The sequence below is a fragment of the Nitrospirillum karajorum genome, from assembly GCF_036348415.1.
GTDB classification, from domain to species: Bacteria; Pseudomonadota; Alphaproteobacteria; order Azospirillales; family Azospirillaceae; genus Nitrospirillum; species Nitrospirillum amazonense_B.
In genome coordinates this window covers 337,103-361,865 of the sequence record NZ_JAZBQB010000001.1, presented here as the reverse complement: position 1 = coordinate 361,865, position 24,763 = coordinate 337,103, and the positions used below count along the sequence as shown (strand labels likewise).

The window sequence follows — 24,763 nt, the reverse complement described above, 5'->3', positions numbered from 1 at the left end:
ACGGGCCGCACCCGCCACGGCCCCGACCGGAACGGTCACTCGGCCGGGGTGGGCGGTGCGCCGCTGGCCAGGCGCAGGATTTCCGACGGGATGTCCCGTTCCGGTAGCACCACCTGCACCAGCCAGACATGGTCCGGGTCGGCCTTCACGTCCGCCAGCGCCTGTTCCAGATGCTCCAGCGTGGTGACGCGGGAGGCCTTGGCGCCCAGGGCGCGGGCGAACTCCGCATACTCCCACTTTGGGATTTTGTTGTAGGCGTTGAAGGGCTGGTCATCGGTGTAGGTCGCCGAATTGGTCAGCGCCTGCTCGATGCCATAGATGGCGTTCTCCATGATGAAGACGACCGGGTTGCGGCCGTAATGCGCCATGCTGGAGATGGTCTGCGCCACCATCTGGAAGCCGCCGTCGCCGGCGAACACCACCGGTCGGGCGCTGGGATCGGCCACCGACAGGCCGAAGCCGGCGGCCGAGGCATAGCCGATGGCGCCCCAGGCCGCCTGGCTGACGAAGCCGTTGGCGCGGTTCACCGGGATGTTGCAGCTGACATACATGCTGCTGCTTTCGTCCGGCACCAGGGTCATGTCGGCCTCCACCCATGTCTCCATGCGCTGGAAGAAGCGGGCATAGGTGATGAGATCGGGCGGGAAGGGCCTGTAGTCCGGGTCGATGGTGGCGGGGCCCTTGGTGGCCCAGGGTTGGCGCGCCGGCTGGTCCGCCAGGGCGGTGGCCAGGGCCGCCAGGAAATCGGCCAGCGGCACGCTGCTGTAGGTGGCGGCGCCGATGCGCACGCTGTTGTCATAGGCCACGATCATGGTGTCGAAATCGGCCTCCATGATCTCTTCGTAATCATCGGTGATCAGGTCGCCGGTCACCACCAGCAGGTCGGCGTCCTTCACCGTCTGATAGGTCGTATAGGTGGATGAGGGCCCGGTATAGGTGCCGACGAAGCCCTCCGTCGTTTCCGCCAGCACACTCTTGGCCAGCAGGCTGGTGACGTAGGGCAGGCCGGTCTGGACGCGCAGGTCCCGGAAGGCGTCTTGCAAGCCATAGCGCTGCAGCTCGATGCCAGCCCAGAACAGGGGCCTTTCGGCGGCGGTGATGTGGGCGGCGGCGGCCGCCGCCGCCTGGGTTATGGCCGCTTCGTCACGCGGCAGTTTGGGCACCGCCAGCGGACCCTGTGGGCGGGCACACTCCGCATCCCACAGATTGCGCCACAGTTCCAGGTAGACGGGCCGCTTGTAGGCCAGCGCCAGGCCCAAGGCGCGGTCGATCTCCGCCGGGGCGTGCGCCGCGTCGCGGATGATCTCCGCGGCCACGGTGATGTGCTGGTAGGCGTCGCGGTCGGCGCGGTAGTTGCCGGTGGCGTGATGCAGCAGGATCTTGTAGGTGCGGGCGAAGGGCCGGTCGGTGGCGGCGGTGCCGGGGCTGCCGGAGATAGCGACCACCGGCAGCCGCTCCACATAGGATCCCGCCACCGGATTGACCAAGGAGAAGGCGCCCACGCCATAGGTGACGGCGGCGCATCCCACGCCCCGCAGGCGGGCGTAGGCGTCGGCGGCATAGCCGGCCTCCAGCTCCGATCGGCAGCCCAGGCGCGTCAGGGGCGTATCCGGGTTGCGGGCCGGGTCGTCGATGTAATCGAACCAGCGGGCGACATAGTCGCCTGGTACGGTGAACACGTCGCGCAACCCCACCTCATAGAGGCGCTGGATGAGGTAGTCACTGACGGTGAAATAATCGGGTAAGGGGTTCATGGCTCACGCCCTCGGGCAAAAGACGGGGATGGGGCCGGGGCCGATGGCGCCGCCGGCCCGCTCGACAGGGGTGGAGAAGGGGATCAGGGTCCCAGGATCTTTTCCGGCGGCAGGCCCGTCAGGTACTCCGGCCAGGGCAGGTGGAACTTGTCGCGCAGGACATGCTCCGCCGTTTGCAGGCAGCCCTCGACCCAGCCCTGGTTGTTGGAATAGGCCTCGCCGCAGATGTAGACCTTCTCCGCCGCCAGCGGCTGGCGGATCTTGGGCATCAGCAGGTTGTAGCGGAAGCCGGCCTTCCATTCGTGCCAGCCGCCGCCGTAGGGGTCGCCCGACCAGTCGTGGTAGATGGCGGAATAGGGCTGGTCCACGTCCACTAGGCCATGGACCTCCAGGATCTGGCGGTGGGCGCTGGACACCATGGCGTCGGTGGCGATGCACTCCGCCAGGGGCACCACGCGCTGATCGTCGCCGGTGGCGGCCGCTTCTTCCTTGGCCAGCGGCGTCACGTTCTTCGGGCGGCGGCCGACGAAAGGCGGGCCGTGCTCCAGGCCCTTCCAGAAGGGGACGGTGGTGATGTCGTTGTAGGACGCCATCAGCAGCGAACGGGTGTTGCCCTTCTCCCCGCCCGGCTGGTCCTCTTCCGTGCCGAAATAATAGATCTGGCGCACAGGCAGGTCGGTGATGGACCGGCCCGCCACCAGGTTCATGGCCCGCCACCACGGATAATCATAGGCCAGCAGCAACTTGAAGGCGTCCTGGATCAGGACGCTGGACAGCATCTCCTTCACGCCCTTCTGATCCCACCCCTCCCAGTCGATCAGTTCCAGGGAGCGGCGGGGCAGGCCCAGGATGATGTCGCGGGCATGCACGATTTCCGGCGGCACCCCCTCCTTGTCCTTGGTCTCCTCATGCACGCCGCCGAAATCGGTGTCGACCACGCGGGTTTCGGTGACGATGAAGGTCAGCTTGTAATGGCCGTCGGCGTCCTTCTCGATCTTGGCCAGGCGCCGGTTCATGTGGATTTCGGCGCCCTGCTCGGCCGCCTGCTCCGCCAGGGTCAGGGGCAGGCGCTGATAGCCGCCGGTGATGGCGCGGAAGCCGTCGGTGTTGGCGTATTCCGTGGCCGGCAGCTGCGCCACCGCGTTGGCGTTGGCGACGTTGGCGTCATAGCCGCCGGCGTCCTTCATGAACTGGTAGGCCTCGGAACTCAGGGTCTGCGACATCAGGTTCCAGAAGCCGTAGGTGTACAGCGGGTGGCCGTAGACCCGCGTCTCCATCCACTGTTCCAGGCTCAGGTTCTGGTTGTTGGGCACCAGCAGGTTCATGGCGAAGACCTGCAGGTCGTTCACCGTCTTGCCGCGTTCGTTCCAGCTGAGGTTGTAGGGCACCTGGGCGGGGTCGGACTGCTGCTTGACCAGCAGGTGCTTGCCCCGCAGGTACAGGATGTTCTCCTTCTCGCCGATGGGCTGGCCATCGGCGCCCTTCTCGGGGTTGCCCATGAGGAAGACATGGCTGGGCAGGTCCAGCGCCTCGATCAGGTTGCTGACCATGGGCTGGTTGGAGGTGGGGTCGTCCTTCTCCGGCACGATGTAGCGCATGCCGCCCAGCTCGGCCGCCACATTGGGCATGCCGGGAAAGGTCTTGGTGTACAGCCGGCCGCCGATGCGGTCGCTGTATTCGAACAGGGCCACGCGCCGCTGGCCTTCCTTCAGGCCCTGCGGCCCCGTCAGGCGCCAGGCGCAGTAGGTGCCGGCGACACCGCCGCCGATCACCGCCACGTCCAGGATTTTGCTCATCCGATATCCTCCCAAGGGCGCCGGCCGCACCGTGAGGCCGGCGAACCATCGGGGGAAGATACTCGTTATGCGAGCATAGTGAAAATCAATGCTTCGTTAACGGGCATTTGCAGCAGTGTGGCCGCTCACGCCCCGCCCGGCGTCCGGCGCCAGTCTCCAGGCGTCATACAGGCTGAGCAGCACGGCCGCGCCCATGACGAAAAAGGCGTTGCGGAAGTCGATCAGGTCGGCGTGCCCCTGGGGATGACCCCGGAGAAAGGCCCCCAGGTTCAGCGCCAGGGCGCCCGTGACCACACCCAGGCCCGAGGTCAGCTGCCCCAGCATGGCGGCCAGCGTGTTGGCGGCCGACACCTCCTCCTTGGGCACGTCGGCGAACTGGATGGTGCTGATGCTGGTGAACTGCATGGAGCGGAACAGCCCGCCCAGGAACAGCACCACGCCCACCACCGCTTTGGGCGTGGCGGGCGTGAACAGGCCGCACGCCGCCAGCGACAGGGACATCAACACCCCGTTGGCCAGCAGCACCCGGCGAAAGCCGAAGCGGCGCAGCACCTGACTGGTGACCAGCTTCATCGCCAGGTTTCCGGCGAAGATGCACAGCACCAGGGTGCCGGACTGGAAGGCGTTCAGGCCCAGCACCGTCTGGAACAGCAGTGGCGTCAGGAAGGGCACGGTGCTGATGGCGACGCGCTGCACCGACCCGCCCCAAACGGCGACGGCGTAGGTCGGCAGGCGCAGGGCGTCCAGCTTGAACAGCGGGGCGGGATGGCGGCGGCAATGGCGCACCGTCAGGACCGCCAGCGCCAGGCCCAGACCGACCCCGGCCACGGCCTGCAGGGGGGCGCGCGACCCCTGGCCCACCATGTCCAGGCCGAAAACCAGGGCCACCAGCGCCGCGCCCGACAGCAGGAAGCCGCCAAAATCCAGCGGCCGCGCGCCGGCCGGCCGTTCCTTGGGCACCCAGGCGATGGTCAGGGCCAGGGCTAGCAGGCCCAGGGGCAGGTTCAGGAAGAAGATCCAGGGCCAATCGGCGTAGGTGACGATGAAGCCGCCCAGCGGCGGCCCCAGCACCGGCGCCACCAGGCCCGGCCACACGGTGGTGCCGATGGCCCGCATCAGGTCCTTTTTCTCGGTGATGCGCAGGATGATCAGCCGGCCCACCGGCACCATGGCGGCCCCGCCCAGGCCCTGCAGCACGCGGGCGGCGGTGAAGCTCCACAGGCCTTGGCTCAGGCCGCACAGCAGGGACGACAGCGTGAACAGGGCGATGGCGCCGCCGAACACGGTGCGCGGCCCCAGCCGGTCGGCCACCCAGCCGCTGATGGGGATGAACACGGCCAAGGCCAGCATATAGGCCGTCATGCCGATGTTCATGTCCACCGGCGCCACGCCGAAGGTCCGCGCCATCTGCGGCATGGCGGTGGCGATGACCGTGCCGTCCAGCAGTTCCATGAAAAAGGCGCCGGCCACCAGATAGGTGACGGCTTGGGCGTGGCGGCCCCGGGCGACGGCGGGACTGTCGGTCATGAACGGGAACCAGGCGGGAACCGGGAAGGGGGACGGGACCGACTATGGCGCGCCGTTCCGTCCCCGTCCCCTGCGTTTAGCTCACCCCACCTTCCAGGCCATGGTGCCCTTGGGCCCCCGATACCAGCCGGGATCGCGGTAGTCGGCGGCGACCTCGTCCCGCACCTTGATCACCGTTACCATGCCGCCCATGTCCAGGCCGCCGTAGGGGCCGGTGCCGGTCATCATGGGCGGGGTGTTGGCCGGGCCGGGCATCATGCCGGCCATGGGGCCCATGTCGCCCATGCCCCGTTCCCCCATGGGCATGTAGCCGGGCAGTTGGGCGCCCAGGCGCCGCGCCACCTCCCCCTGGCTGACGCCCAGGAAGTTGGGGATGTCGTGGCCCATGGTGTTCATGGCGTGATGGCTCTTGTGGCAGTGGAAGGCCCAGTCGCCCGGGTTGTCGGCCACGAACTCCACCGTGCGGGTGGTGCCCACCGGCACCTGGATGGTGGTTTCCGGCCAGCGCGCGCCCTCCGGGATCATGCCGCCATCGGTGCCGGTCACCCACATGTGGTGGCCATGGATGTGCATGGGATGCTCATGCATCGACACGTTGCCGATGCGCAGGCGCACCCGCTGCCCGGTCTTCACCACCAGATGCTCCACGGCGGGGAAGACGCGGCCATTGATGGTCCAGGTGTCATGCTCCAGCATCACCGCCGGGTCGGGGCGCGAGGTGCCGGGGTGGATGGCCCAGGCGTGCAGCATCATGGTGTAGTCGCGGTCCACCGGGCCCACGGTGGGGTCCTTCGGGTGGATGATGAACATGCCCATCATGCCCACGGCCATCTGCACCATCTCATCGTAATGCGGGTGGTACATCTGGGTCCCGTGCTGGCGCAGGGTGAACTCATAGGCCCAGGTTTCCCCCGGTGGGATGGGCGGGGCTGACAGGCCGCTGACCCCGTCCATGCCCGAGGGCAGCAGTACCCCATGCCAGTGGATGCTGGTGGCCTCCGGCAGCTTGTTGGTCACCAGGATGCGCACCCGGTCGCCCTCCACCGCCTCGATGGTGGGGCCGGGGCTGCTGCCGTTGTAGCCCCAGACCTTGACCTTGAAGCCGGGCGCGAACTCCTGCTCGAACTCGTGCGCCGTCAGGTGGAATTCCTTGACCCCGTCCTTCAGGACATGGGGCAGGGTGCTGCCGTTCAGGGTGATGGTGGCCGGCCGGTCGGTGCCGGGCACCAACTTGGGCGGACGCGGCGGCGTGACGGATGCCGCCACCGCTTTCCTGTCCATGCCCATGGTGCGGGGGGCGGGTGCCGGCGCGGCCGGGCTGGCGTGATGCGCATGGTCCTGCGCCGCCGCCGGCGTGCCGCGCAACAGGGCGCTGGCCCCGCCCAGCAGGGCGGCGGACTTCAGCAACTGGCGGCGGCCCCAGGGAAGATAGGTGTTCATGACGGGCCTCCCGGCTGGGCCGTTTCCTTGATGTTGGACGGGGGAATGGTCTGTCGGCCGCCGGCTAGGCGGATCAGGTCGCCGTCGGCCAGCCAATAGTCGCGCACCGCGTCGATGTAGCGGCGATAGGCGGTCAGGCGGGCCTGGCGCGCGGCCATGACCTCGAACGGGCTGGTCAGCATGTAGTTGTATTCGGCCATGCCCAGGCGGACCAAGCGGTCCTGCAAGGGCAATACCGTGTGCAGGTAATGGTCCGCCAGGTCGCGGGCGCGCACCAGGCGGTCGCGCGCCTCCCGCGCCTCTGACCGCAGGTCCACGGCCAGTTGCAGGGTGCGCCGCGCCTCCTGCCGGTACTCGGCCTCCGCCTTGGCCACGGCCGGCTGGCCCTGGTCGAACAGCGGCAGGGCCAGGGTCAGGGAGGGACCCAGCACCAGGGAGCGGTCGGTCTCCCGCTCCCCGCCCACGCCCAGCTCGCCGTCCGTCCACAGGCGGCTGGCATCCGTCAGGCCCAGGCCAGCGGCCTTGGCCGCCGTCGCCCGCCGGGCCGCCGCCAGCTTCAGGTTTCCGGCGATCACCGTCGCCTCCACCATCGTCAGGTCCGGCTCGCGCGGCGGCAGGGGCGGCAGGTCGCCGTCGACGCTCCACCGCGCCTGCGGCCCCCACAGCCCCATGAGGCGGTTCAGCGTCTCCCGCGTGGCCGTGACCTCGCCGGCGGCGTTCATGCTCTCCGCCCGGACGTCCTCCAGGGCCGCCTGCTCGGTGGCCAGGCGCCGCTCGCTGACATTGCCGGCCTGGTGCAGGCGGACCATCAGGTCATAGGCGGCCTGGGCCGCCTCCAGCGCCTGGTCCAGGGTCCGCGCCTCCTCCAGGGCCGCGCGATGCCGCAGGTAGGCGGCGCGGGTTTCCGCCGCCAGGTCCAGCACCTCGGCGCTGACGGTCAGCTTCACCTGCTCGAACCGCTCCGCCGCGACCTTGCGCCGGGCCGGCAGCCACAGCAGGTCCAGGAAGTTGGCGACCACGCTGAAGGTCAGCTTGGGCGGCTCGGCGCCGCTGTTCTGGCCCTTCAGGGGAAATTCGCTGGCCAGGGACAGCAGCGGGTTGCGCAGCAGCCCCGCCTGGACCAGGTCGGCCTGGGCCACACCCAAATCCTCGTAGGTCGCCTGCAGGCCGGGATTGTTCAGCAGGGCCACCTGCACCGCGCCGTCCGCCGTCAGCGGCTTTTCCAGCAGCGTGGCCACAGCCTTCGCCGCCTCCGCGTCGGCGGCGCTGTCCCGGTTCCAGGCCACGCGCTGCGGCAGGCGATCCTCCAGCCGCTTCTGCACATCGGGGAAGCCGGCCTCCGGCGGCACGGTGGCACAGCCGGCCAGGGCGCCCGCCATTACCAACGCCGCCAGCCGCTTCATTGACCGCGCGCTCATGGCGTATCCCGTCCCTGGTGCTGGCCATGATCCATACCCGGCATGGCGGGCATGGGGGGCGCGTCCGCCGGCGGCTGGGTGGACAGGGGGGCGGTGGGGTGGGGCTCCGGACGGGACCAAGGGGTCGCCGGCGCGCCGGCGTCGGCCGCGCTGGGGCCCGGGCCGAAGGGCAACGGGGGCGCCGCTATGGGCGCACACCCTGCGGCGGCCGCCAGCAGGGCGGCACGCGCAAGCATTCTGGGCATGGGAAATCTCGTGGAAATGGGAACCGCGGTCGCGTGGGGGCGCCGCCGGGTTGGCCGAACCGACCCCGGCGCGTCAGGCGAAAGAGGTCGCTCTGGGCGGTCCCAAGGCCGGGGCCAGGGCCAAGCCCGCGCCGCCGGTATCCCCCAAGGGCAAGAGGACGGATTTGGCGGCGGAACGCTCCGCGTCCGGAAGGGGGGCGGGCACCAGCGCGCCGACGCAGGCGGTGGCGCACCCCCCCATGCCGCCGACGCAGCAGCAATCGGCGGCCCGATGGCAATCGTGCGCGGCGGCCGCGATCGCCCGATGGGTCAGAACGGCGGAGGGATGCGCGTGCCCCTGGTCAGGGGCCGCCACCGACACCTGGGCCACCGCCATTTGGGGATGCTGCACGCAGTCGTGCGCCCACGCACCGCCCGACCAGCCCGTGACCACGGCCACGAGGGTCAGGAACGCCAGCAGGAAGGGCAAGGACGACCGCATCATGCGCTCGACTATACCGTCCTCGGCGGCGCGGGCAAGCGTGAAGGGCTTGGTAGCCCAGAGGTTCAGCCCTTATCGCGCGCGTGTTCCGGCTTGCCCTTGCGCTTGGTGGAAGCCAGGTCGCGCAATTCCTCCTCGCTCATCGATTTTTCCATGGAGCGGGAGGCGCCCTTCAGGTCGCTTTCCTTGATGTCGCCCCGCTTGGCGGCCAACGCCGCGCCGGCGGCCTTTTGCTGGGATTTGGATTTGGCGGGCATGACGCTCCCTTTCCTGGAAGATGGATGTCCATGGGAAATCAGGCCCTTGTCACTTTGTTCCGCCTCAGTTCAGGCCCCTTTTGAAATCTCGTCCAGGGCGGTTCCGGCGGCGGGGCGGGAACAATCGACCGCCGCCCCGGTTGAGAAGACCAGCGACTAACCGCGCAATCCTGTTGGGGAGGCTTTCATGATCGGAACCATCCTGTTGGTTATTTTGGTCCTGTTGCTGATCGGCGCGTTGCCCAGTTGGCCTTACAGCAGCGGCTGGGGGTATGGCCCCAGCGGCTTGTTGGGCCTGGTGCTGATCGTCGTGCTGGTCCTGGTGTTGACCGGCAGAGCGTGACCGGGGGCCCTGCCCCCCAACCCGTTTCCCGTCCAAAGCGCTGCCTGAGGGCAAAATGACAAATCAGGACATCGGTCGCCTGCTGGGCGACGTTTCCAGCCATTTTGAACGGCCCCATGACATCGTCGTGTCCGACCAATACACGCGGGAGCAGAAGATCAACCTGCTGCGCCACTGGGAGCACGACCTGCAGCTGTTGATGGTGGCGTCTGAGGAAAGCATGACCGGCGGCACCCCCGGCCAGACGGCGGAACAGATGAAGGCGGTCTGCGACGCCTTGTCGGCGCTGGAGGGCCTGCACCGCCCCGGTGGGCCGGCCAAGGTGGGCTGAAGGCCAGGGTGGATTCCAGCCATTCGGCCGGAACCATCAGGCGCTCAATGGGGTTTACCACCATCGGGCCCAACTTCCGGATCCCGTTCCCGGAGATGATAAGGAGAGCAAACCCATGGCGAGCATGAGCATCGACGACGTGACCGGCAAGGCCTCTGACATCGCGGCGGATACCGCCGCCGCCGCCAGCAAGGTGGGGCGCACGGCTTACGACGCCGTGCGGGAAGGCGCCTATGCCGCGGCGGATTTGGCCAAGGCCAAGGGCGACCAGGCCGTGCAGGAGGTCAGCACCCGCGTGGCGGCGCGGCCCTTGACGGCCATCGCCCTGGCCGGTGCCGCCGGCTTCATCCTGGCGCGGCTGTGCAGCCGCTGATCCTGCCAGCGTTCAGCGACGGCCCCGGTATTCCGGGGCCGTTCGCTTATGTCGGCGGGGCCGTCTGTCTGGTTTGGGGCCTATCTGGTCTGGGGAAGCGTTGGTCCCGGGCGTTTGCGCGCTCTGCGTGCAATATTCGGGGCCGCCGCCATGGTCAACTGTCGCTGATTCTGCCACCCGGGGCCCCACTACACGGGCCCGGCCATCAATAACGCGCCACCAAGGGGGATGACATCCGTGCCTACCGCCGCCCCGGTCCCCGCCGACACGTCGCCATCGGTCGGGGCCCCGACGCCGCTATCAAGCCTGCCGCCCACCGGGCACCGCCGCCCCGCTGCCCCGCAGGCGCGCTATCGCGCCGTCAGGGAGGAGACGGTGGCCCGAACCCTGGGCCTGACAGCGGAAGACCAGACGCTGCAATCCATGCCCGACGCCAGCCCCACCAAATGGCATCTGGCCCATACCACATGGTTCTTCGAGACCTTCCTGTTGACGCCGTTGGTGCCGGGGTACCGGCCGTTCGATCCCACGTTCCGCTACCTTTTCAATTCCTATTACGACGGTGTGGGTGAGCGGTGGCCCCGCGCGGCGCGCGGCCTGCTCTCCCGCCCCACGGTGGCGCAGGTGATGGCCTATCGTGACCATGTCGACCAGGCGATGGACGCATGGTTGTCAGGGGGCATCGACGCCCATGCCTCGGCACTGCTGGAACTGGGATTGCAGCATGAGCAGCAGCATCAGGAACTGATCATCACCGATATCAAGCATGCGCTGCTGACGCACCCGTTCCCGCCCCCCGTCTTTCCGCCGCCCACCCCGGTGGTGGCCCCCGGGGTCGATGACATCGTCTGGCGGAGGATGCCGTCGGGCCTTTACGCCATTGGTAGCGGCGGCGGCGGGAGGGACTTCATCTTCGACAACGAAGGACCACGGCATAAGGTCTGGCTGGAGACATTCGAGATCGCCGACCGGGTCGTGACCAATGCCGACTACCTGGCCTTCATGGAGGATGGCGGTTACCGGCGGGCGGACCTTTGGCTGTCCGATGGCTGGGCGGCGGCGCAGGCCCAGGGCTGGCAGGCGCCCTTGTATTGGCGGCGGGGGGAGGAAGGGGCCTGGCATGTGGGCACCCTGTCCGGCGTCCGCCCCGTCGATCCCAACGATCCCGTCTGCCACATTAGTTTTTACGAGGCCGACGCCTACGCCCGGTGGGCCGCCGCCCGCTGGCCCGGCGCCCGCCTGCCGACGGAGGCGGAGTGGGAAATCGCCGCCGGGGAACCCGGCACCGACCGTGTGGTGGACGACAGTTTCCACCCCCGCGCCGTGGCCGGCTTTTACGGCGACGTCTGGGAATGGACGGCCAGTCCCTACACCGGCTACCCCGGCTATCGCCCGCCCGAGGGCGCCATCGGTGAATACAACGGCAAGTTCATGAGCGGCCAGATGGTGCTGCGCGGTGGCTCGCGTGCCACCCCGGCCGGCCATATCCGCAAAACCTATCGCAATTTCTTCCCGCCGGCCGCGCGCTGGCAATTCTCCGGCATTCGACTTGCGAGGACGCCATGATCGTGACGGACGTGATCGACCGTGTGAGCTTCATGGACTTTGAGCCGGCCGGGGCCAGCTTCCGTGACGATGTGCTGGCGGGCCTGTCGCACCCCATCCGCCGCATCCCCTGCAAATACCTGTACGACGCCACCGGTGCCGCCCTGTTCGAGCGTATCTGCGAGTTGCCGGAGTATTATCCCACCCGGACGGAACTGGGCATGCTGCGCCGGTATGGCGGGGAGATCGCCGCCCTGGCGGGGCCGGAGGCGCAGGTGGTGGAATTCGGCACCGGCGACGGCCGCAAAAGCCGGCTGCTGCTGAACGCCCTGGACCGTCCGGCCTCCTACGTCTCCATCGACATTTCGCGCGACCAGTTGATCCGCGAGGCGGCGGCGCTGGCGCTGGACATGCCGCAGGTGGAGATCACCGCCGTCTGCGGTGACTACACCCAGCAGACCCTGTCGCTGCCGACCATTGGGCGGCGGCGCATCGGCTTCTTCCCCGGTTCCACCATCGGCAATCTGACGCCGGTGGCGGCCACCGCCTTCCTGGCCCGCTGCGCCCATCTGCTGCCGGGCGGCGCCATGCTGGTGGGCGTGGACATCCCCAAGGACATTTCCGTGGTGGAGGCCGCCTATAACGACAGCGCCGGCGTCACCGCCGCCTTCTCGCTGAACCTGCTGGCCCGCATCAACCGCGAGCTGGGCGGCACCTTCGACTTGTCGGGCTTCCGCCATTACGCCTATTTCAACGAGGACCAGTCGAAGATCGAGATCTTCCTGATCAGCCAGCGGGAACAGCGGGCCGCCGTGGCCGGCCGCTTCTTCCACTTCCGCGCCGGCGAACGCATCCACATCGAGGATTCCTACAAACTGTCGCCCGCCACCTTCCAGAACATGGCGCGGGCCGCCGGGTTCGAGCCCACCAAGGTCTGGGTGGATGCGGAGGGACTGTTCAGCCTGCACTGGCTGTCGGCGCCATAAGGTTAAGGGAACCGGTGGACAAAGGCGCTTCCGCCAACGAAGCTCCGGTCCGGGAGTGAACAGCCTGGAAGGATAAGCGATGAGATTGGGCGGTACCGGTCCCCGATCGCGCGGGGCGACCGCGTGCTAGGCGGCGATGTTTGGCTGATCCTGGCGGCAGGCGGTTGCATAGTCCTGGCCGTGGTTCTCATCATCCGGCTGAAGCTGCATCCCTTCCTGGCGTTGCTGTGCACGGCGTTGGCCCTGGCGGTGGCGCGGGGCATGGCGCCGGATCGCGCCATGGGCGCCGTGCAGAAGGGTTTCGGCGACATCATGGGCGGGGCGGGCCTGGTGGTGGCCTTGGGTCTGACCCTGGGGACCATGCTCCAGCTGTCGGGTGCCGCCGCCTCCTTGGCCGGGGCCACGGTGGGGGCGGTGGGGCCGCGCTGGCGGCCCTGGGGCTGCCTGCTGGCCTCGCTGGTCCTGGGCCTGCCCCTGTTTTTCGAGACGGGCGTCGTCCTGCTGCTGCCCATCATCGCGGCGCTGCCTCTGAGGGGGGCCCTTGGGAGTGGCGACCGTGACGGCCGGCAGCATCTGCGCCTGATGCTGCCAGCCCTGGCCGGGCTGTCGGTGCTGCACGCCCTGGTGCCGCCCCATCCCGGGCCCATCATCGCCGTCGACCAGTTGGGCGCCGGCGTCGGCCCGACATTGGTGCTGGGCGTGCTGCTGGGCCTGCCCATCGCGGTGCTGGCGGGGCCGGTGTTCGCCGGTCTGGTCGTGCCCCATGTTGCCGCGTCCCATGTCGCGGTGTCCCATATCACAGGTGGCACGGCGGGCAAGGCGCACCCTACGCCGTGGCCGTCCCCTTGGGTGGCGCTGGCCGTCGTGCTGCTGCCGGTTCTGCTCATCGCCGCGAAGGCGGTGCCAGCCCTGGGCCAGAACCCCGTGTTGGCCCTGCTGGGGGCACCGCCCGTGGCCTTGCTGCTGGCCAACCTGGTGGCGCTGACGGTCTTTTTCGCGCCCCGGCGCGGCCGGGGGAACGGGGCTCATGGGGATGGGGCTGTCAATTGGGATGCGCTGTGGCATCAGGCCATGGCCCCGGCGGCCGGCATCCTGCTCAGCATCGCCGGTGGCGGCGCCTTCAAGCAGGTGCTGGTGGAGGCCGGATTGGCGGACACCCTGGCGCGCATCGCCCAGCAGGGGGCGGTCTCGCCCATCGTGCTGGCCTGGGGCATCGCCGTGCTGATCCGCCTGGCCACCGGCTCGGCCACCGTCGCCACCATCACCGCGTCAGGCGCCCTAAGCGCCGTCGCGGGGACATCCGGGGTGGCGCCGGAATGGCTGGTGCTGGCCGTGGGCGCGGGGTCGCTGTTCTTCTCCCACGTCAACGACCCGGGCTTCTGGCTGGTGAAGAACTACCTTGGCCTCAGCACCGCCGACACGCTGAAGACCTGGTCGGTGATGGAAACCATCGTTTCCGTCACCGGCCTGATTCTGGTGCTGGCGGCCAGCCACCTGTTCTGACCTTGGATGCAAGAAAGCCAATGGCGCGGGAATATTCTCGCGCCATTGGTAGCCCGCGACTGCGGGCGCCGGAGCTTTCCGGGGAGCGTAGCGGAATGGAAAGTGAGGAAGGCAAGCGGCCGGATGGCCGCGCCCGCCGTTTGAGGGCACCGCTTAAGCCGCCAGCCCGTATCGCTTCAACAGCGCATCGTTCTGTGGTTCGCGCCCCCGGAAAGCGATGTAGCTGTCCAGCGCCGGGCGGGAGGAGCCCACGGCCAGGACCTGGGTGCGGAAGGCCTCGCCCGCCGCCGTTCTGTCACCTTCCAGGAACTTGCCGAAGCCGTCCAGCGACAGCCGCTCCGCCCAGAGATAGCTGTAATAGCCCGCCGCGTAGCCGCCGGCGAAGATGTGGGTGAAGGCGTGGGCGAAGCGGTGCCATTCCGGCGGGGTCAGCACCGCCACCTCCGCCCGCACGCGCTCCAGCAGGGCCTGGATGCCCTTGGCGTCGGTGATGCCGGCGTCCAGGTGCATCTGCAGGTCGAACAGGGCGAACTCCACCTGGCGCAGCAGGGCCAGCGCCGCCTGGAACCGCTGGGCGCCCAGCATGGCGTCGAACAGGTCGTCGGGCAGGGGGGCGCCCGTGTCGACATGGCCGGACATGGACCGCAGCACCTGCCGGTCCCAGGCGAAGTTCTCCAGCAACTGGCTGGGCAGTTCCACCGCGTCCCACTCGAAGCCGGTGACGCCGCTGATGGAGGGGTAGTCGACCTCGCTCAGCACGTGATGCAGGCAGTGCCCCATCTCATGCAGCAGGGTCAGCACGTCGCCATGGCTCAGCAGGCTGGGCTTGCCGCCGGCCGGCGGGGCGAAGTTGCAGTTGAGGTAGGCGACGGGCAACTGCGTGCCGTCCTGGCCCTTAAGGCGGGCGCGGCACACCGCCATCCAGGCGCCGCCTTTCTTGCCGGTGCGGGCGTACAGGTCCATGTACAGGCCAGCGAAGGGCACGCCGTCGCGCGACAGGGTGTAGTAGCGCGCATCCGGGTGCCAGACCGGGGCAGGCTGTTCCGCCAGGGTGATGCCGAAGACGTCGCGCAGCAGGCCCAGCAGGCCGTCCAGCACCCGGGGCAGGGGGAAGTAGGCCTTGACTTTCTGGTCATCGACGTTGTGCAGGGCCTGCCGCAGCTTTTCCGCGACATAGCCGTTGTCCCAGGGCTCCAGCATCGTGATGCCCAGCGTGTCGCGGGCGAAGGCCTCCAGCTGCGCCTTGTCGGCCAGCGCCGGCTGGCGGGCGCGGCGGGCCAGGTCGCGCAGGAAGTCCACGACCTCCTGGCCCGTGCGCGCCATCTTGGTGGCCAGCGATAGGTCCACCGGGTCCTTGAAGCCGAGCAGCGCCGCCGCCTCCCGCCGCAGGGCCAGGATGGCGCCCATGCGCTCGCTGTTGTCCAGCGTTTCTGGCTTCAGGCCCTGGTCCGACGCCCGCGTGCCATAGGCGCGGTAGACGCGGGCGCGTAGGTCGCGGTTGTCGGCGTAGGTCAGGATGGCGCGCACCGACGGCTGGTGCAGGGTGACGGCCCAGCCTTCGAGGTTGCGCGCCGCCGCCAGGCTGGCCAGCATGGCCTTGTCTCCCGCCGGCACGCCGGCCAGCATGGATTCATCCGTGATGTGCTCCACCCAGGCCTCGGTCGCGTCCAGCACCGCGCTGCTGTAGGCGGTCTGCAGCCGGCCCAGTTCCACCTGCAGGGCGGCGAACCTCTCCCGCTCCGCCGGTGGCAGGGCGACGCCGCCCAGCTTGAAGTTGCGCAGGCTGAGGTCTACCAGGCGCCGCTCCGTCGGGCCCAGGGCCGACTGGTCCACGGCGGCATAGGCGGCATAAAGCTCCGGGTTCTGCGCGACGGCGGAGGAATAGCCGATCAACCGTTCCAAGGCGGCGGCGTGGGCGGCGCGCAGTTCCGGCGTGTCCGCCACGCTGTGCAGATGGCCGACGGTCGCCCACAGGTCGGACAGCTCCGCCTCCGCCTGTTCCATGGCGCGGCAGACGGTGTCGAAGCCGCGGTCGTCACCCGTGACGATGGCCTGCACCACGGCGTCGTGCCGGGCGATGGCGGCCTCCAGCGCCGGGGCGACGTGTTCCGGCTTCACCGCGTCGAAGGCGGGCAGGCCGCCGGGGGCCAGCAGCGGGTTGTCGACGGCGGCTTCCGGGGCGGTTGGGGCGATGGTCATGGATGCGCTCAAGTCCTTGATCTAAGACGGCGGATGTCGGAACCAAAATCCCATATGGGATGCCGCCCGTGCAATTGGGAGAGGGGGTGCCAGAGCGGCGCGCCGATGCCGCTGCCCCGGCCGGGGTACCTACGACGCACCTGTTAATGGACTGGTTACGGGAATGGTGGAAAATGGTTGGGGAAACCGGCATTTTCCCGACTGACCGTGCGGCCGATGCCGTGCGGATCGACGGCGCGGCTCGGGCCTGGAGGCGGATTTGGTGGAGCATCGTAGCGCGTCCGCCCGGGTGGATGACCGGGCCGGCCTATGACGGCGGGTTCCGACATCACCGCGCCAACGACCGCTGGGCACCGCATCCTGCTGGTCGAGGATTCGCCCACCCAGGCCCTGCGCCTGCAAATGACCCTGGAAGGCCAGGGCTGGTCCGTCACCGTTTGCGGTGACGCCGAAAGCGCGCTGGACCATCTGGGCCGCGAAATGCCGGATCTGGCGCTGGTCGACTACCACCTGCCCCGCATGAACGGCGACGAGTTCGTCCGCCGGGTCCGCCTGGATTTGCGCACGCGCGGCCTGTCGGTGCTGATGCTGACCGACAGCCACGCTGCGGATCGGGAGCGCCAGGGCTATGATAGCGGCGCCGACGCCTATGTGCCCAAGTCCGCCGACATCGATATCCTGTTGAGCCGTGTCGCGGCCCTGCTGCGCAAGACCACAGCCGGTGCGGTGGGGGACGGTCCCCGGCCTGGCCCCGGTGGCCATGCGCCGCAGCCGCCTGCTGGTGGTGGACGACAGCCCGACCTACCTGCTCTTCATCACCGCCCAGTTGCAGGAGGACGGGCACGAGGTGGTGGGCGTGTCCGGTGGACGCGAGGCCCTGGACCGCATCGAGCGCGAGAGGTTCGACTGCGTCGTCGTCGACCTGGTCATGCCAGAGATGAGCGGCACGGAATTGTGCCAGCACCTGGACCGGATGCGCCGCCAGCATGACCGGCTGTTCCAGATCATCATCCTGACGTCCCGCGACAACAAGGAAGACATGATGCGCGGGCTGGAGGCCGGCGCCGACGACTTCGTGGGCAAGGCCAGCGAAAGTGAAATCCTGAAAGCCCGCATCCGCGCCCTGCTGCGCCGCAAGTTCCTGCATGAGGAGAACCTGCGTATCACCAGCGAATTCCGCGATAAGGAGATGGAGCTGGAGCGGACGCGGGACGAACGCCGTATCGCCCAGGAGCGCGCCGCCATGGCGGAGGCGCTGGAGCGTTCCCATGCGGAACTGGAAGAGGCCTATCGCGAACTGCAGGACACCCAGTCGCAGTTGGTTCAGGCGGCCAAGATGGCCTCCCTCGGCGCGCTGGTGGCCGGCATCGCGCATGAGCTGAACAACCCTCTGGCCTTTGTCGGCAACCATCTGGGCACCATCGCCCGCTGCCTGGAAAACATCACCCCGGAAATCCATGGGCATCTGTCGGAAAAGGGCGGGCGCGACCTGGAAAAGATGCGGCAGCGTCTGGCCGCGACCCGCCTGGGTATCGACAGGGTCGAGGATCTGGTGGTGAAGCTGCGCACCTTCTCCCGCCTGGATGAGGCGGAGGTGAAGGAGGTGGAGATCGAGGACAGCCTGGAATCGGTGCTGACCCTGTTGCAGCACAAGCTGTCGGAACGGATCGTGGTGGAGCGCAAATACGCGGGCCCGAAACGCATCACTTGCCAGCCGGGCCCCCTGAACCAGGTGCTGATGAACGTCGTGGGCAATGCCATCGACGCCATCGACGGGGCCGGCACCATCACGCTGGAAACGGCCCGGAATGGCCCAATGTTCCGCCTGTCCGTGCGCGACACCGGCCACGGCATTCCCGCCGCCATCCGCGACCGCATCTGCGAGCCCTTCTTCACCACCAAGCCGGTGGGTTCCGGGACTGGCCTCGGCCTTTCCATTTCCTATAGCATCATCCAACGCCATCGCGGGCGCTTGGAATTCCACAGTGAAGAGGGACAGGGTACCGAGGTGGTGATCGAGATACCCCTGGACGGGGCGTCGGCGGACGCGCCGGCCCAGCCCGGTCCCGCGCAGGCGGCGCATACCGCGCCGGGGCAAGCGGCGCACGCGGCGCCGGGGAGTGCATGATGAACGGCCAGCAGCTTCCCACCGTCATGGTGGTCGATGATGAGCCGGAGGTGCTGATGGCGGTGGCCGACGCGCTGGAGGACGAGTTCAACGTCCTGACCAGCACGTCGCCGCTAACGGCGCGCGCCATGCTGGAGGATGAGGACATCGCGCCGGTGGTCATCATTTCCGACCAGCGTATGCCGGGCGTGGCGGGGCATGAATTCCTGCGCTGGGCGCGGGAATTGTCGGACGCGACCCGGGTGTTGATCACCGGGTACACCGACATTGATGCCTTGGGCGCGGCCGTGAATGCCGGCCAGATTTTCGGCTACCTGCCCAAGCCCTGGACGCCCGAGCGCCTGCGCCGCCTGATCCGCGAGGCGGCGGAGCATTGCGCCGTGCGCCGCGCCCTGGCGGAGGAGCGGCGGCTGCTGTCCCATCTGATGGACAGCGTGCCGGACGCCATCTCCTTCAAGGACAGGAACCTCCGTTACCTGCGGGGCAACCGCGCCCACGCCCAGGCCCTGGGACTGACTGATCCAGCGGACCTGATCGGCCGCACGGACACCGAAATCGGTATCGTGGACGCGGCCGCGCGCGAGGCGGCGGACCGGGCGGCGTTGGAGGCCGGCATCGTCGTCGCCGAGGCACCCCATGATGCCGCCGGCCACCGTTGGCATTCCGTCGTGCGTTCCACCTTCAAGAATGGCGAGGGGGGGACGGAAGGTCTGGTCACCATCGCCCGTGACATCACCGCCGCCAAGGAGGCGGAGCGGGCGTTGAGCGAGGCGCACGCGACCTTGGAGCGCCGCGTGGCGGAGCGGACGGAGGACCTGGCGGCCACCGCCCGCGACCTGCTGGCCGCGCGCAAGGCTGCCGAACTCGCCAATGAGGCCAAGTCCCGTTACCTGGCGACCGTGGCCCACGAGCTGCGTACCCCTTTGACGGGGGTCATCGGTTTTTCCGAACTGCTGTTGCGCGGCGGGGTCAGCCCGGGGGAATGGCACCGGTTGCTGACCTTGCAGGCGGAGGCTGGCCGTGCCCTGCTGGGCCTGCTGGACGATATCCTGGACCTGTCCAAGATCGAGGCCGGCCGGCTGACCCTGGAAAGCCTGCCGTTGGATGTCCGCGCCCTGGTCGATGATTGTGCGGCCCTGGTGCGGCCCTCGGCCATCGGCAAGGGCCTGGGGTTCAGCACGGCGGTGGCCGGCACCGTGCCGGCCAGGATCATGGGCGACCCGACCCGCCTGCGGCAGGTCGTCCTCAACCTGCTGACCAACGCCGTGAAGTTCACCGCCACCGGTGGCATCGACCTGGTGGCGGAGGTCCTGCCTGGCCGCCAAGGACCGGAGGGGCAAGCATCGCGCCTGCGCGTGTCCGTCACCGACACCGGCATCGGCATCCCCGCGGAACGTCTGTCCAGCCTGTTCGAGGAATTCAGCCAGGTGGATGAGACGACGGCCCGCCGGTTCGGTGGTACCGGCCTGGGGCTCGCCATCTGCCGCCGCCTGGTGGAGCATATGGACGGCCGCATCGGGGTGGACAGCGCGCCGGGCCAGGGCAGCCGCTTCTGGTTCGAGCTGCCGCTCACCCTGCCGGCGGAGGCGCCGGCGACCCCGCCCGCCGAAGAGGTGGCGGGGCCACCGCAACGACCGGCGGCGGGCCGCCGCATCCTGCTGGTGGAGGATGACCGCTCCACCCAGGTTCTGGTGTCCACCGTCCTGCGCAGCGCCGGACATGAGGTGGAGATCGTGGACGATGGCGCCGCCGCCGTGCGGGCGGTGGACACCGGCACCTATGACCTGGTGTTCATGGACATGCACATGCCGCGTATGGGCGGGCTGGAAGCCGTCACCCTTATCCGGGCGCTTCCCCGCGCCCCGGACCGCCCCCTGCCGCCGCTGGTGGTGTTGACCGCCGGTGTCTCGGACGAGGAGCGGGAGCGGTGCCGCGCGGCGGGGCTGGATGCCTTCCTCAGCAAGCCCGTGGATTTGGAGGAGTTGCTGAAGGCGGCGGCCACTGTTGGCCTTCCGCCCCGGGATCTGGCCGGTGAAGGGACAAGTGAAGGGGATGCCCATGGCTGATCCGGGCCAGAGCACCGGCGCCCCGCTGTTGCGCTTCGATTTGGACGGCCAGGCCTATGGCCTGCCGCTGGCCATGGTCGAGCGGGCGGTGCGCGCCGTGGCGGTCACACCCCTGCCGGGGGCGCCAGGCCTGGTGCGCGGCGTCATCAACCTGCAGGGACAGGTGGTGCCGGTCATGGATGTCCGCCGCCGCTTCGGCCTGGACTCCCGGCCGTTGTCGCTCAGCGACCACATGATCGTGGCGCGCGGGCCCTACCGCACCGTCGTCCTGCTGGTGGACAGCGTCGTGGGCACAGTGGCCGCAGCACCCCTCGATTGGGTGTCGGCTCAGGGCCTGGTGCCGGGCACGGACGACGCCATCGTCGGCGTGGTGCGGCTGTCCGACGGCCTGCTGCTGATCCACGACCTCGACCGCTTCCTGTCGGCGGCGGAGGAGGAGGCGCTCTCGGCCGCGCTGGCCAGTGCGAAGGGGCCAGCCGTGGGGGAAACAGGGGGGCGGATGCATCGCACCCTGCCTGATACCCTGCTCTCCGCCATGTCCGACCGGTTGAGCGCCAGCATCGGCCTGTATTTCCCGGCTGACCGCTGGATGGATATGGAGCGCGGCCTGGAACGGGCGGCGGTGGAGCTGGGCTATCCCGACACCGTGGCGGCCGTGCGCGATTGGTTGTCGGCGGGCGCGCTTGACCGGACGCAGCTGGAGGCGCTGGCCGGGCAGCTGACGGTGGGGGAAACCTATTTTTTCCGCGAACCCCGCAGCTTCGAGATTCTGGGCCAGAACATCCTGCCCGATCTCATCGCGGAGCGGCGGGCGGCCGGTACGCTGGCCCTCAGGATATGGAGCGCCGCCTGCTGCACGGGGGAGGAGGCGTACAGCCTGGCCATGCTGCTGGACACGCTGTTGCCCGACCGCTCGGCCTGGACCATCACGCTGCTGGCCACGGATGTGAACCCGCGCTTCCTGCGCCGCGCGGCCGAAGGCATATACGGCGAATGGTCATTCCGGGGCGTGGACCCGGCGCTGCGCGGCCGTTACTTCACCGCGCTGGCGGGCGGGCGTCACCGCATCAGCCCCGACATCGCCCGCATGGTGACCTTCGCCTACCACAACCTGATGGACGATCCCTACCCGGCGCTGGAAAGCAACACCAACGCCATGGACGTCATCCTGTGCCGCAACGTCCTCATGTATTTCAACGCCGATCAGGCGGGGCGTGTGGTGCGGCGCCTGTCGCATGCCCTGGTGGACAATGGCTGGCTGCTGCCCAGTTCCGTGGACGGCGCGCCCACCCTGTTCGCCCCCCTGACCTTCGTGCCGTTCGACGGGGCGACGGTCTATCGCAAGGTGTCCTTGCCGGCACCCGCGCCGCCGCCGGTCCACCGGCATTCCCCGCCCATGCCCGTGCCTGTGCCCACTCCCGTGCCCATGCCCGTGCCAGCGTCGCCGTTTCCGCTCGCCGTACCCGCGAAGGCGCCGGTCCCGACCTTGGCCCACTGTCGCGCGCTGTATGATCTGGGCCGGTATGGCGACGCCGTTGAGGGACTGGAGGCCCGTTTGGCCGTGGCGCCGGCGGATGAGGTGGCCATGCTGCTGCTGGCGCGGTGCTATGCCAACCAGGGACACCTGGCGGAGGCCGCGCATTGGTGCCAGGGCGTGCTGAACCATAACCGCGTCAGCGCGGAAGCCCATCACCTGCTGGCCATGATCCAGCAGGAGCGGGGGGACGCCGCCGCCGCGGCCATGTCGCTGCAGCGCGCGCTGTTTCTGGCGCCCCAGTCCATCGCCACGCATCTGGCCATGGCCAACCTGGCGCGCAGCCAGGGCCGCATCCGCGACGCCCGCAAGCATTACAGCAACATCATGGGGCTTTTGCAGGGCCACCGCCCGGATGACATCCTGCCCGACCTTGAAGGCATGACCGTGGGGCGGCTCATGGATGTGGCCGCGCACGCCCATGCGGCGCTGGGCGGCGACCCGTCGGGGGAGTTCTGAGGCATGGCCATTTACCAGGGCATGGAGAACCAAGCCACGGAGAGACGGAGCATGGACTGGGACAGCGCCCATCGCCGGCTGGCGGCTTGGGCGGCGACGCTGGAACGTGGCTGGGTCCCTGATGAGGAGATGACGCGGCGCATCCTGCATCGGCGTGGGCTGGAGTTGGCCAAGCCGCCCGTGCTGACCGACGACGGCGATCTCCTGGAACTGATGGAATTCACGGTGGGGACGGAGCGGTACGCCTTCGAGACCGCGGCCGTGGCGGAGGTGATGGCGCTGAACGGCTTGACCGCCGTGCCCAAGGCACCGCCCTTCATCGCCGGCCTGACCACCGCGCGCGGCCAGGTGCTGCCCCTGGTCGATCTCGGCCGCCTGCTGGGCCTGGCGCCGGTGGCGCCGGCGGAGTTGCGCCGGGTGGTGGTGCTGGCCCAGGCGCAAGCGCTGGGGCAGCCGGCCGGCGGCCTGGGATTGCTGGTCACCGCCATCGTTGGCGTGTCCCGGGTGCCGCGCGCCCAGGTGCAGGCGCCGCCGGCGGTGTTGGCCGGCCGCCAACGCCATTACCTGGCGGGTGTCCTGCCCCCGCACCTGGCCCTGCTGGACGCTCGGCGGTTGGTGGCGGATCCCGACCTCGTTGTTGACGGCCGGCCGGCCGCCAGGTCGGGCTGAGCCCCATGCGGCCGAGCACGCGCCCAGTCACCCACCAAGCCCCGTCCCAAAATCACGGTCCACGCACAGCCCCTCGGGAGCGCCGGTCATGAAGTATTCTGTCGGAATGAAAATCTGGATCTGCCTGTGCAGCGTCCTGTTCATTCTTCTCGTGGTGGCTGCCAGCTCCTACGGCAACATTCGTCAGCTGACGGAAACCACCTCGCTCCGCTCCCATTCCTATGAGGTGCAGGCCCGCCTGCTCAGCCTGCTGACCGCTGTCCAGGATATGGAGACGGGGCAGCGCGGCTATCTTGTCACGGGGGAGGAGCGCTATCTGGAACCCTATCGCCAGGGCATGAACACCCTGGAGCAGGTGTTGCAGACGGTGACGACGCTGACCCAGGACAACCCGGTGCAGCAGCAGAACCTGGAGCGTTTGCGCGTTCCCCTGAAGGACAAGGTGACGGAGCTGAAGGATACCATCGACCTTCGCCGCCTGCAGGGCTTTGACGCGGCGAAGGCGGTGGTGCTGACGGACCGCGGCAAGCAGTCGATGGACGACATCCGCCGCATCGTCGCCACCATGCAGGCGGGCGAGGGCGAATTGCTGCGGGCGCGGGAGACGGCGGCGGCGGCCAGTGCGGAAAGCACGGTCCTGGTCATCGCCGGGGGCACGTTGCTGGCGGCGGTGTTCGTGGTGGTGGCGGGCCTGTTCCTGGGCCGCAACATCGCCACGCCGTTGCGCGCCATCACCACCACGGCGGAGCGCATCGGCGCGGGCGACCTGACGGTGGCCGGCAGCATCGAGGTCAGCGACCGGGGTGACGAGGTGGGCAGCCTGGGCCGCACCTTCCACGCCATGGCCGGCAACCTGCGCCAGCTGATGCGCGATCTGCGCGAAGGAACCACGGTGCTGGGCACGGCCAGCAGCCAGATCGTCACCATCACCGCCCAGGTGGCCGCCAGCGCCGCCGAGACGGCCACCGCCCTGGCCCAGACCAGCGCCACCATGGAGGAGGTCAAGAAGACCTCCCAGGTGTCCAGCGAAAAGGCGCTCTACGTCTCGCAGACGGCGCAGAGCACGGCCCAGATCTCCCAGAACGGCAAGCAGGCGGTGGAACAGTCCATCGACGGCATCACCAAGGTGCGTGAGCAGATCATGGCCATCGCCGAGGCGGTGATGCAGCTGAGCGAGCAGAGCCAGGCGATCGGCGAGATCGTGGCGACCGTGAACGACCTGGCCGAGCAGTCCAACCTGCTGGCCGTCAACGCCGCCATCGAGGCGGCCCGTGCGGGCGAGCAGGGCAAGGGTTTCGTCGTGGTGGCTCAGGAGGTGCGCAGCTTGGCCGAACAGTCCAAGCAGGCCACCACCCAGGTGCGGTCCATCCTGGGCGACATCCAGAAGGCCACCGCCACGGCGGTGCTGGCGGCCGAGCAGGGCAGCAAGGCGGTGGATGCCGGCGTGAAGCAGTCGGTGGCGGCGGGCGAGGCCATCGACCGCCTGGCCCAGAGCATCGCCGTGGCGACGCAGGCCGCCACCCAGATCGCCGCGTCCAACCAGCAGCAGCAGGTGGGCATCGACCAGGTGGCGCTGGCCATGGAGAACATCAAGCAGGCCAGCATGCAGAACATGAACGCCACCAAGCAGGCGGAGACCGCCGCCCACAACCTCAATGAATTAGGGCATAAGCTGAAGACCGTCACCGGCCAGTACCAGGCCTGAGGAC

General features: G+C 69.0%; 20 protein-coding genes and 1 pseudogene. 12 read left to right on the top strand and 9 right to left on the bottom strand.

Annotation, left to right across the window (positions count from 1 at the left end; translation table 11 throughout):
- Window positions 1-35 precede the first annotated feature (35 nt).
- From UCD39_RS01625 to UCD39_RS01590, 8 genes are all read right to left on the bottom strand, one after another.
- Window positions 36-1,754 (bottom strand): alpha-keto acid decarboxylase family protein, encoded by a 1,719-nt coding sequence (locus UCD39_RS01625; RefSeq protein ID WP_330494397.1) that lies wholly within the window; start codon window positions 1,752-1,754, stop codon window positions 36-38.
- Between the two features lie 83 nt (window positions 1,755-1,837).
- Complete coding sequence (locus tag UCD39_RS01620; protein WP_330494396.1) at window positions 1,838-3,550, bottom strand: flavin monoamine oxidase family protein; 1,713 nt, start codon at window positions 3,548-3,550, stop codon at window positions 1,838-1,840.
- A gap of 96 nt (window positions 3,551-3,646) precedes the next feature.
- Window positions 3,647-5,077 carry an MFS transporter gene (locus UCD39_RS01615; protein WP_330494395.1) on the bottom strand — a complete coding sequence of 477 codons (1,431 nt, stop codon included), beginning with the start codon at window positions 5,075-5,077 and terminating at the stop codon, window positions 3,647-3,649.
- Between the two features lie 81 nt (window positions 5,078-5,158).
- On the bottom strand, window positions 5,159-6,517 hold the full coding sequence (locus UCD39_RS01610; RefSeq protein ID WP_330494394.1) for a multicopper oxidase family protein: 1,359 nt from the start codon (window positions 6,515-6,517) through the stop codon (window positions 5,159-5,161).
- Window positions 6,514-7,935, bottom strand: coding sequence for a TolC family protein (locus UCD39_RS01605; RefSeq protein ID WP_330494393.1), 1,422 nt, complete (start codon window positions 7,933-7,935; stop codon window positions 6,514-6,516). Before UCD39_RS01605 ends, UCD39_RS01610 begins: the two co-directional genes overlap by 4 nt.
- Window positions 7,932-8,180, bottom strand: a complete 249-nt coding sequence (locus UCD39_RS01600) for a hypothetical protein (RefSeq protein ID WP_330494392.1) — start codon at window positions 8,178-8,180, stop codon at window positions 7,932-7,934. Before UCD39_RS01600 ends, UCD39_RS01605 begins: the two co-directional genes overlap by 4 nt.
- Window positions 8,181-8,253: 73 nt before the next feature.
- Complete coding sequence (locus tag UCD39_RS01595) at window positions 8,254-8,664, bottom strand: hypothetical protein (protein WP_330494391.1); 411 nt, start codon at window positions 8,662-8,664, stop codon at window positions 8,254-8,256.
- Window positions 8,665-8,726: 62 nt separating this feature from the next.
- A complete protein-coding gene (locus tag UCD39_RS01590; RefSeq protein WP_330494390.1) occupies window positions 8,727-8,918 on the bottom strand; it encodes a DUF3008 family protein in 192 nt (63 codons plus the stop codon).
- A gap of 187 nt (window positions 8,919-9,105) precedes the next feature.
- On the opposite strand from UCD39_RS01590, the gene UCD39_RS01585 reads away from it, so the two are divergent.
- The 6 genes from UCD39_RS01585 (at window position 9,106) to UCD39_RS01560 (ending at window position 13,999) form a co-directional block, all read left to right on the top strand.
- Window positions 9,106-9,261 carry a DUF3309 family protein gene (locus UCD39_RS01585; RefSeq protein WP_145735030.1) on the top strand — a complete coding sequence of 52 codons (156 nt, stop codon included), beginning with the start codon at window positions 9,106-9,108 and terminating at the stop codon, window positions 9,259-9,261.
- Window positions 9,262-9,316: 55 nt separating this feature from the next.
- Window positions 9,317-9,592, top strand: a complete 276-nt coding sequence (locus tag UCD39_RS01580; protein ID WP_330494389.1) for a hypothetical protein — start codon at window positions 9,317-9,319, stop codon at window positions 9,590-9,592.
- A gap of 115 nt (window positions 9,593-9,707) precedes the next feature.
- Entirely contained in the window at window positions 9,708-9,965 is a 258-nt protein-coding gene (locus tag UCD39_RS01575) for a hypothetical protein (RefSeq protein ID WP_145735028.1), read from the top strand.
- A gap of 237 nt (window positions 9,966-10,202) precedes the next feature.
- Complete coding sequence (gene egtB, locus UCD39_RS01570; protein ID WP_330494388.1) at window positions 10,203-11,531, top strand: ergothioneine biosynthesis protein EgtB; 1,329 nt, start codon at window positions 10,203-10,205, stop codon at window positions 11,529-11,531.
- A complete protein-coding gene (gene egtD / locus UCD39_RS01565; protein ID WP_330494387.1) occupies window positions 11,528-12,496 on the top strand; it encodes an L-histidine N(alpha)-methyltransferase in 969 nt (322 codons plus the stop codon). The genes egtB and egtD overlap by 4 nt, the downstream gene beginning before the upstream one ends.
- A gap of 123 nt (window positions 12,497-12,619) precedes the next feature.
- The gene (locus UCD39_RS01560; RefSeq protein WP_330494386.1) at window positions 12,620-13,999 is read left to right on the top strand and encodes a GntT/GntP/DsdX family permease; all 1,380 of its coding nucleotides are present in this window, start codon (window positions 12,620-12,622) and stop codon (window positions 13,997-13,999) included.
- Between the two features lie 153 nt (window positions 14,000-14,152).
- Here the strand turns inward: UCD39_RS01560 and UCD39_RS01555 are convergent, their stop codons facing one another.
- Complete coding sequence (locus UCD39_RS01555) at window positions 14,153-16,198, bottom strand: M3 family metallopeptidase (protein WP_330494385.1); 2,046 nt, start codon at window positions 16,196-16,198, stop codon at window positions 14,153-14,155.
- 309 nt (window positions 16,199-16,507) lie between these two features.
- Here UCD39_RS01555 and UCD39_RS01550 point away from each other — a divergent pair.
- The 6 genes and pseudogenes from UCD39_RS01550 to UCD39_RS01525 form a co-directional block, all read left to right on the top strand.
- Window positions 16,508-16,879: pseudogene (locus UCD39_RS01550) on the top strand (response regulator); the annotation flags it as partial.
- Between the two features lie 79 nt (window positions 16,880-16,958).
- On the top strand, window positions 16,959-18,326 hold the full coding sequence (locus UCD39_RS01545; RefSeq protein ID WP_330494384.1) for an ATP-binding protein: 1,368 nt from the start codon (window positions 16,959-16,961) through the stop codon (window positions 18,324-18,326).
- Window positions 18,323-20,392: a response regulator gene (locus UCD39_RS01540; protein WP_330494383.1), complete on the top strand. Its 2,070-nt coding sequence runs from the start codon at window positions 18,323-18,325 to the stop codon at window positions 20,390-20,392. The genes UCD39_RS01545 and UCD39_RS01540 overlap by 4 nt, the downstream gene beginning before the upstream one ends.
- Window positions 20,385-22,385 (top strand): CheR family methyltransferase, encoded by a 2,001-nt coding sequence (locus UCD39_RS01535; RefSeq protein ID WP_330494382.1) that lies wholly within the window; start codon window positions 20,385-20,387, stop codon window positions 22,383-22,385. Before UCD39_RS01540 ends, UCD39_RS01535 begins: the two co-directional genes overlap by 8 nt.
- A gap of 3 nt (window positions 22,386-22,388) precedes the next feature.
- Complete coding sequence (locus UCD39_RS01530) at window positions 22,389-23,054, top strand: chemotaxis protein CheW (RefSeq protein ID WP_330494381.1); 666 nt, start codon at window positions 22,389-22,391, stop codon at window positions 23,052-23,054.
- A 106-nt stretch (window positions 23,055-23,160) separates the two neighbouring features.
- The gene (locus UCD39_RS01525; protein WP_330494380.1) at window positions 23,161-24,759 is read left to right on the top strand and encodes a methyl-accepting chemotaxis protein; all 1,599 of its coding nucleotides are present in this window, start codon (window positions 23,161-23,163) and stop codon (window positions 24,757-24,759) included.
- Window positions 24,760-24,763: the final 4 nt, after the last annotated feature.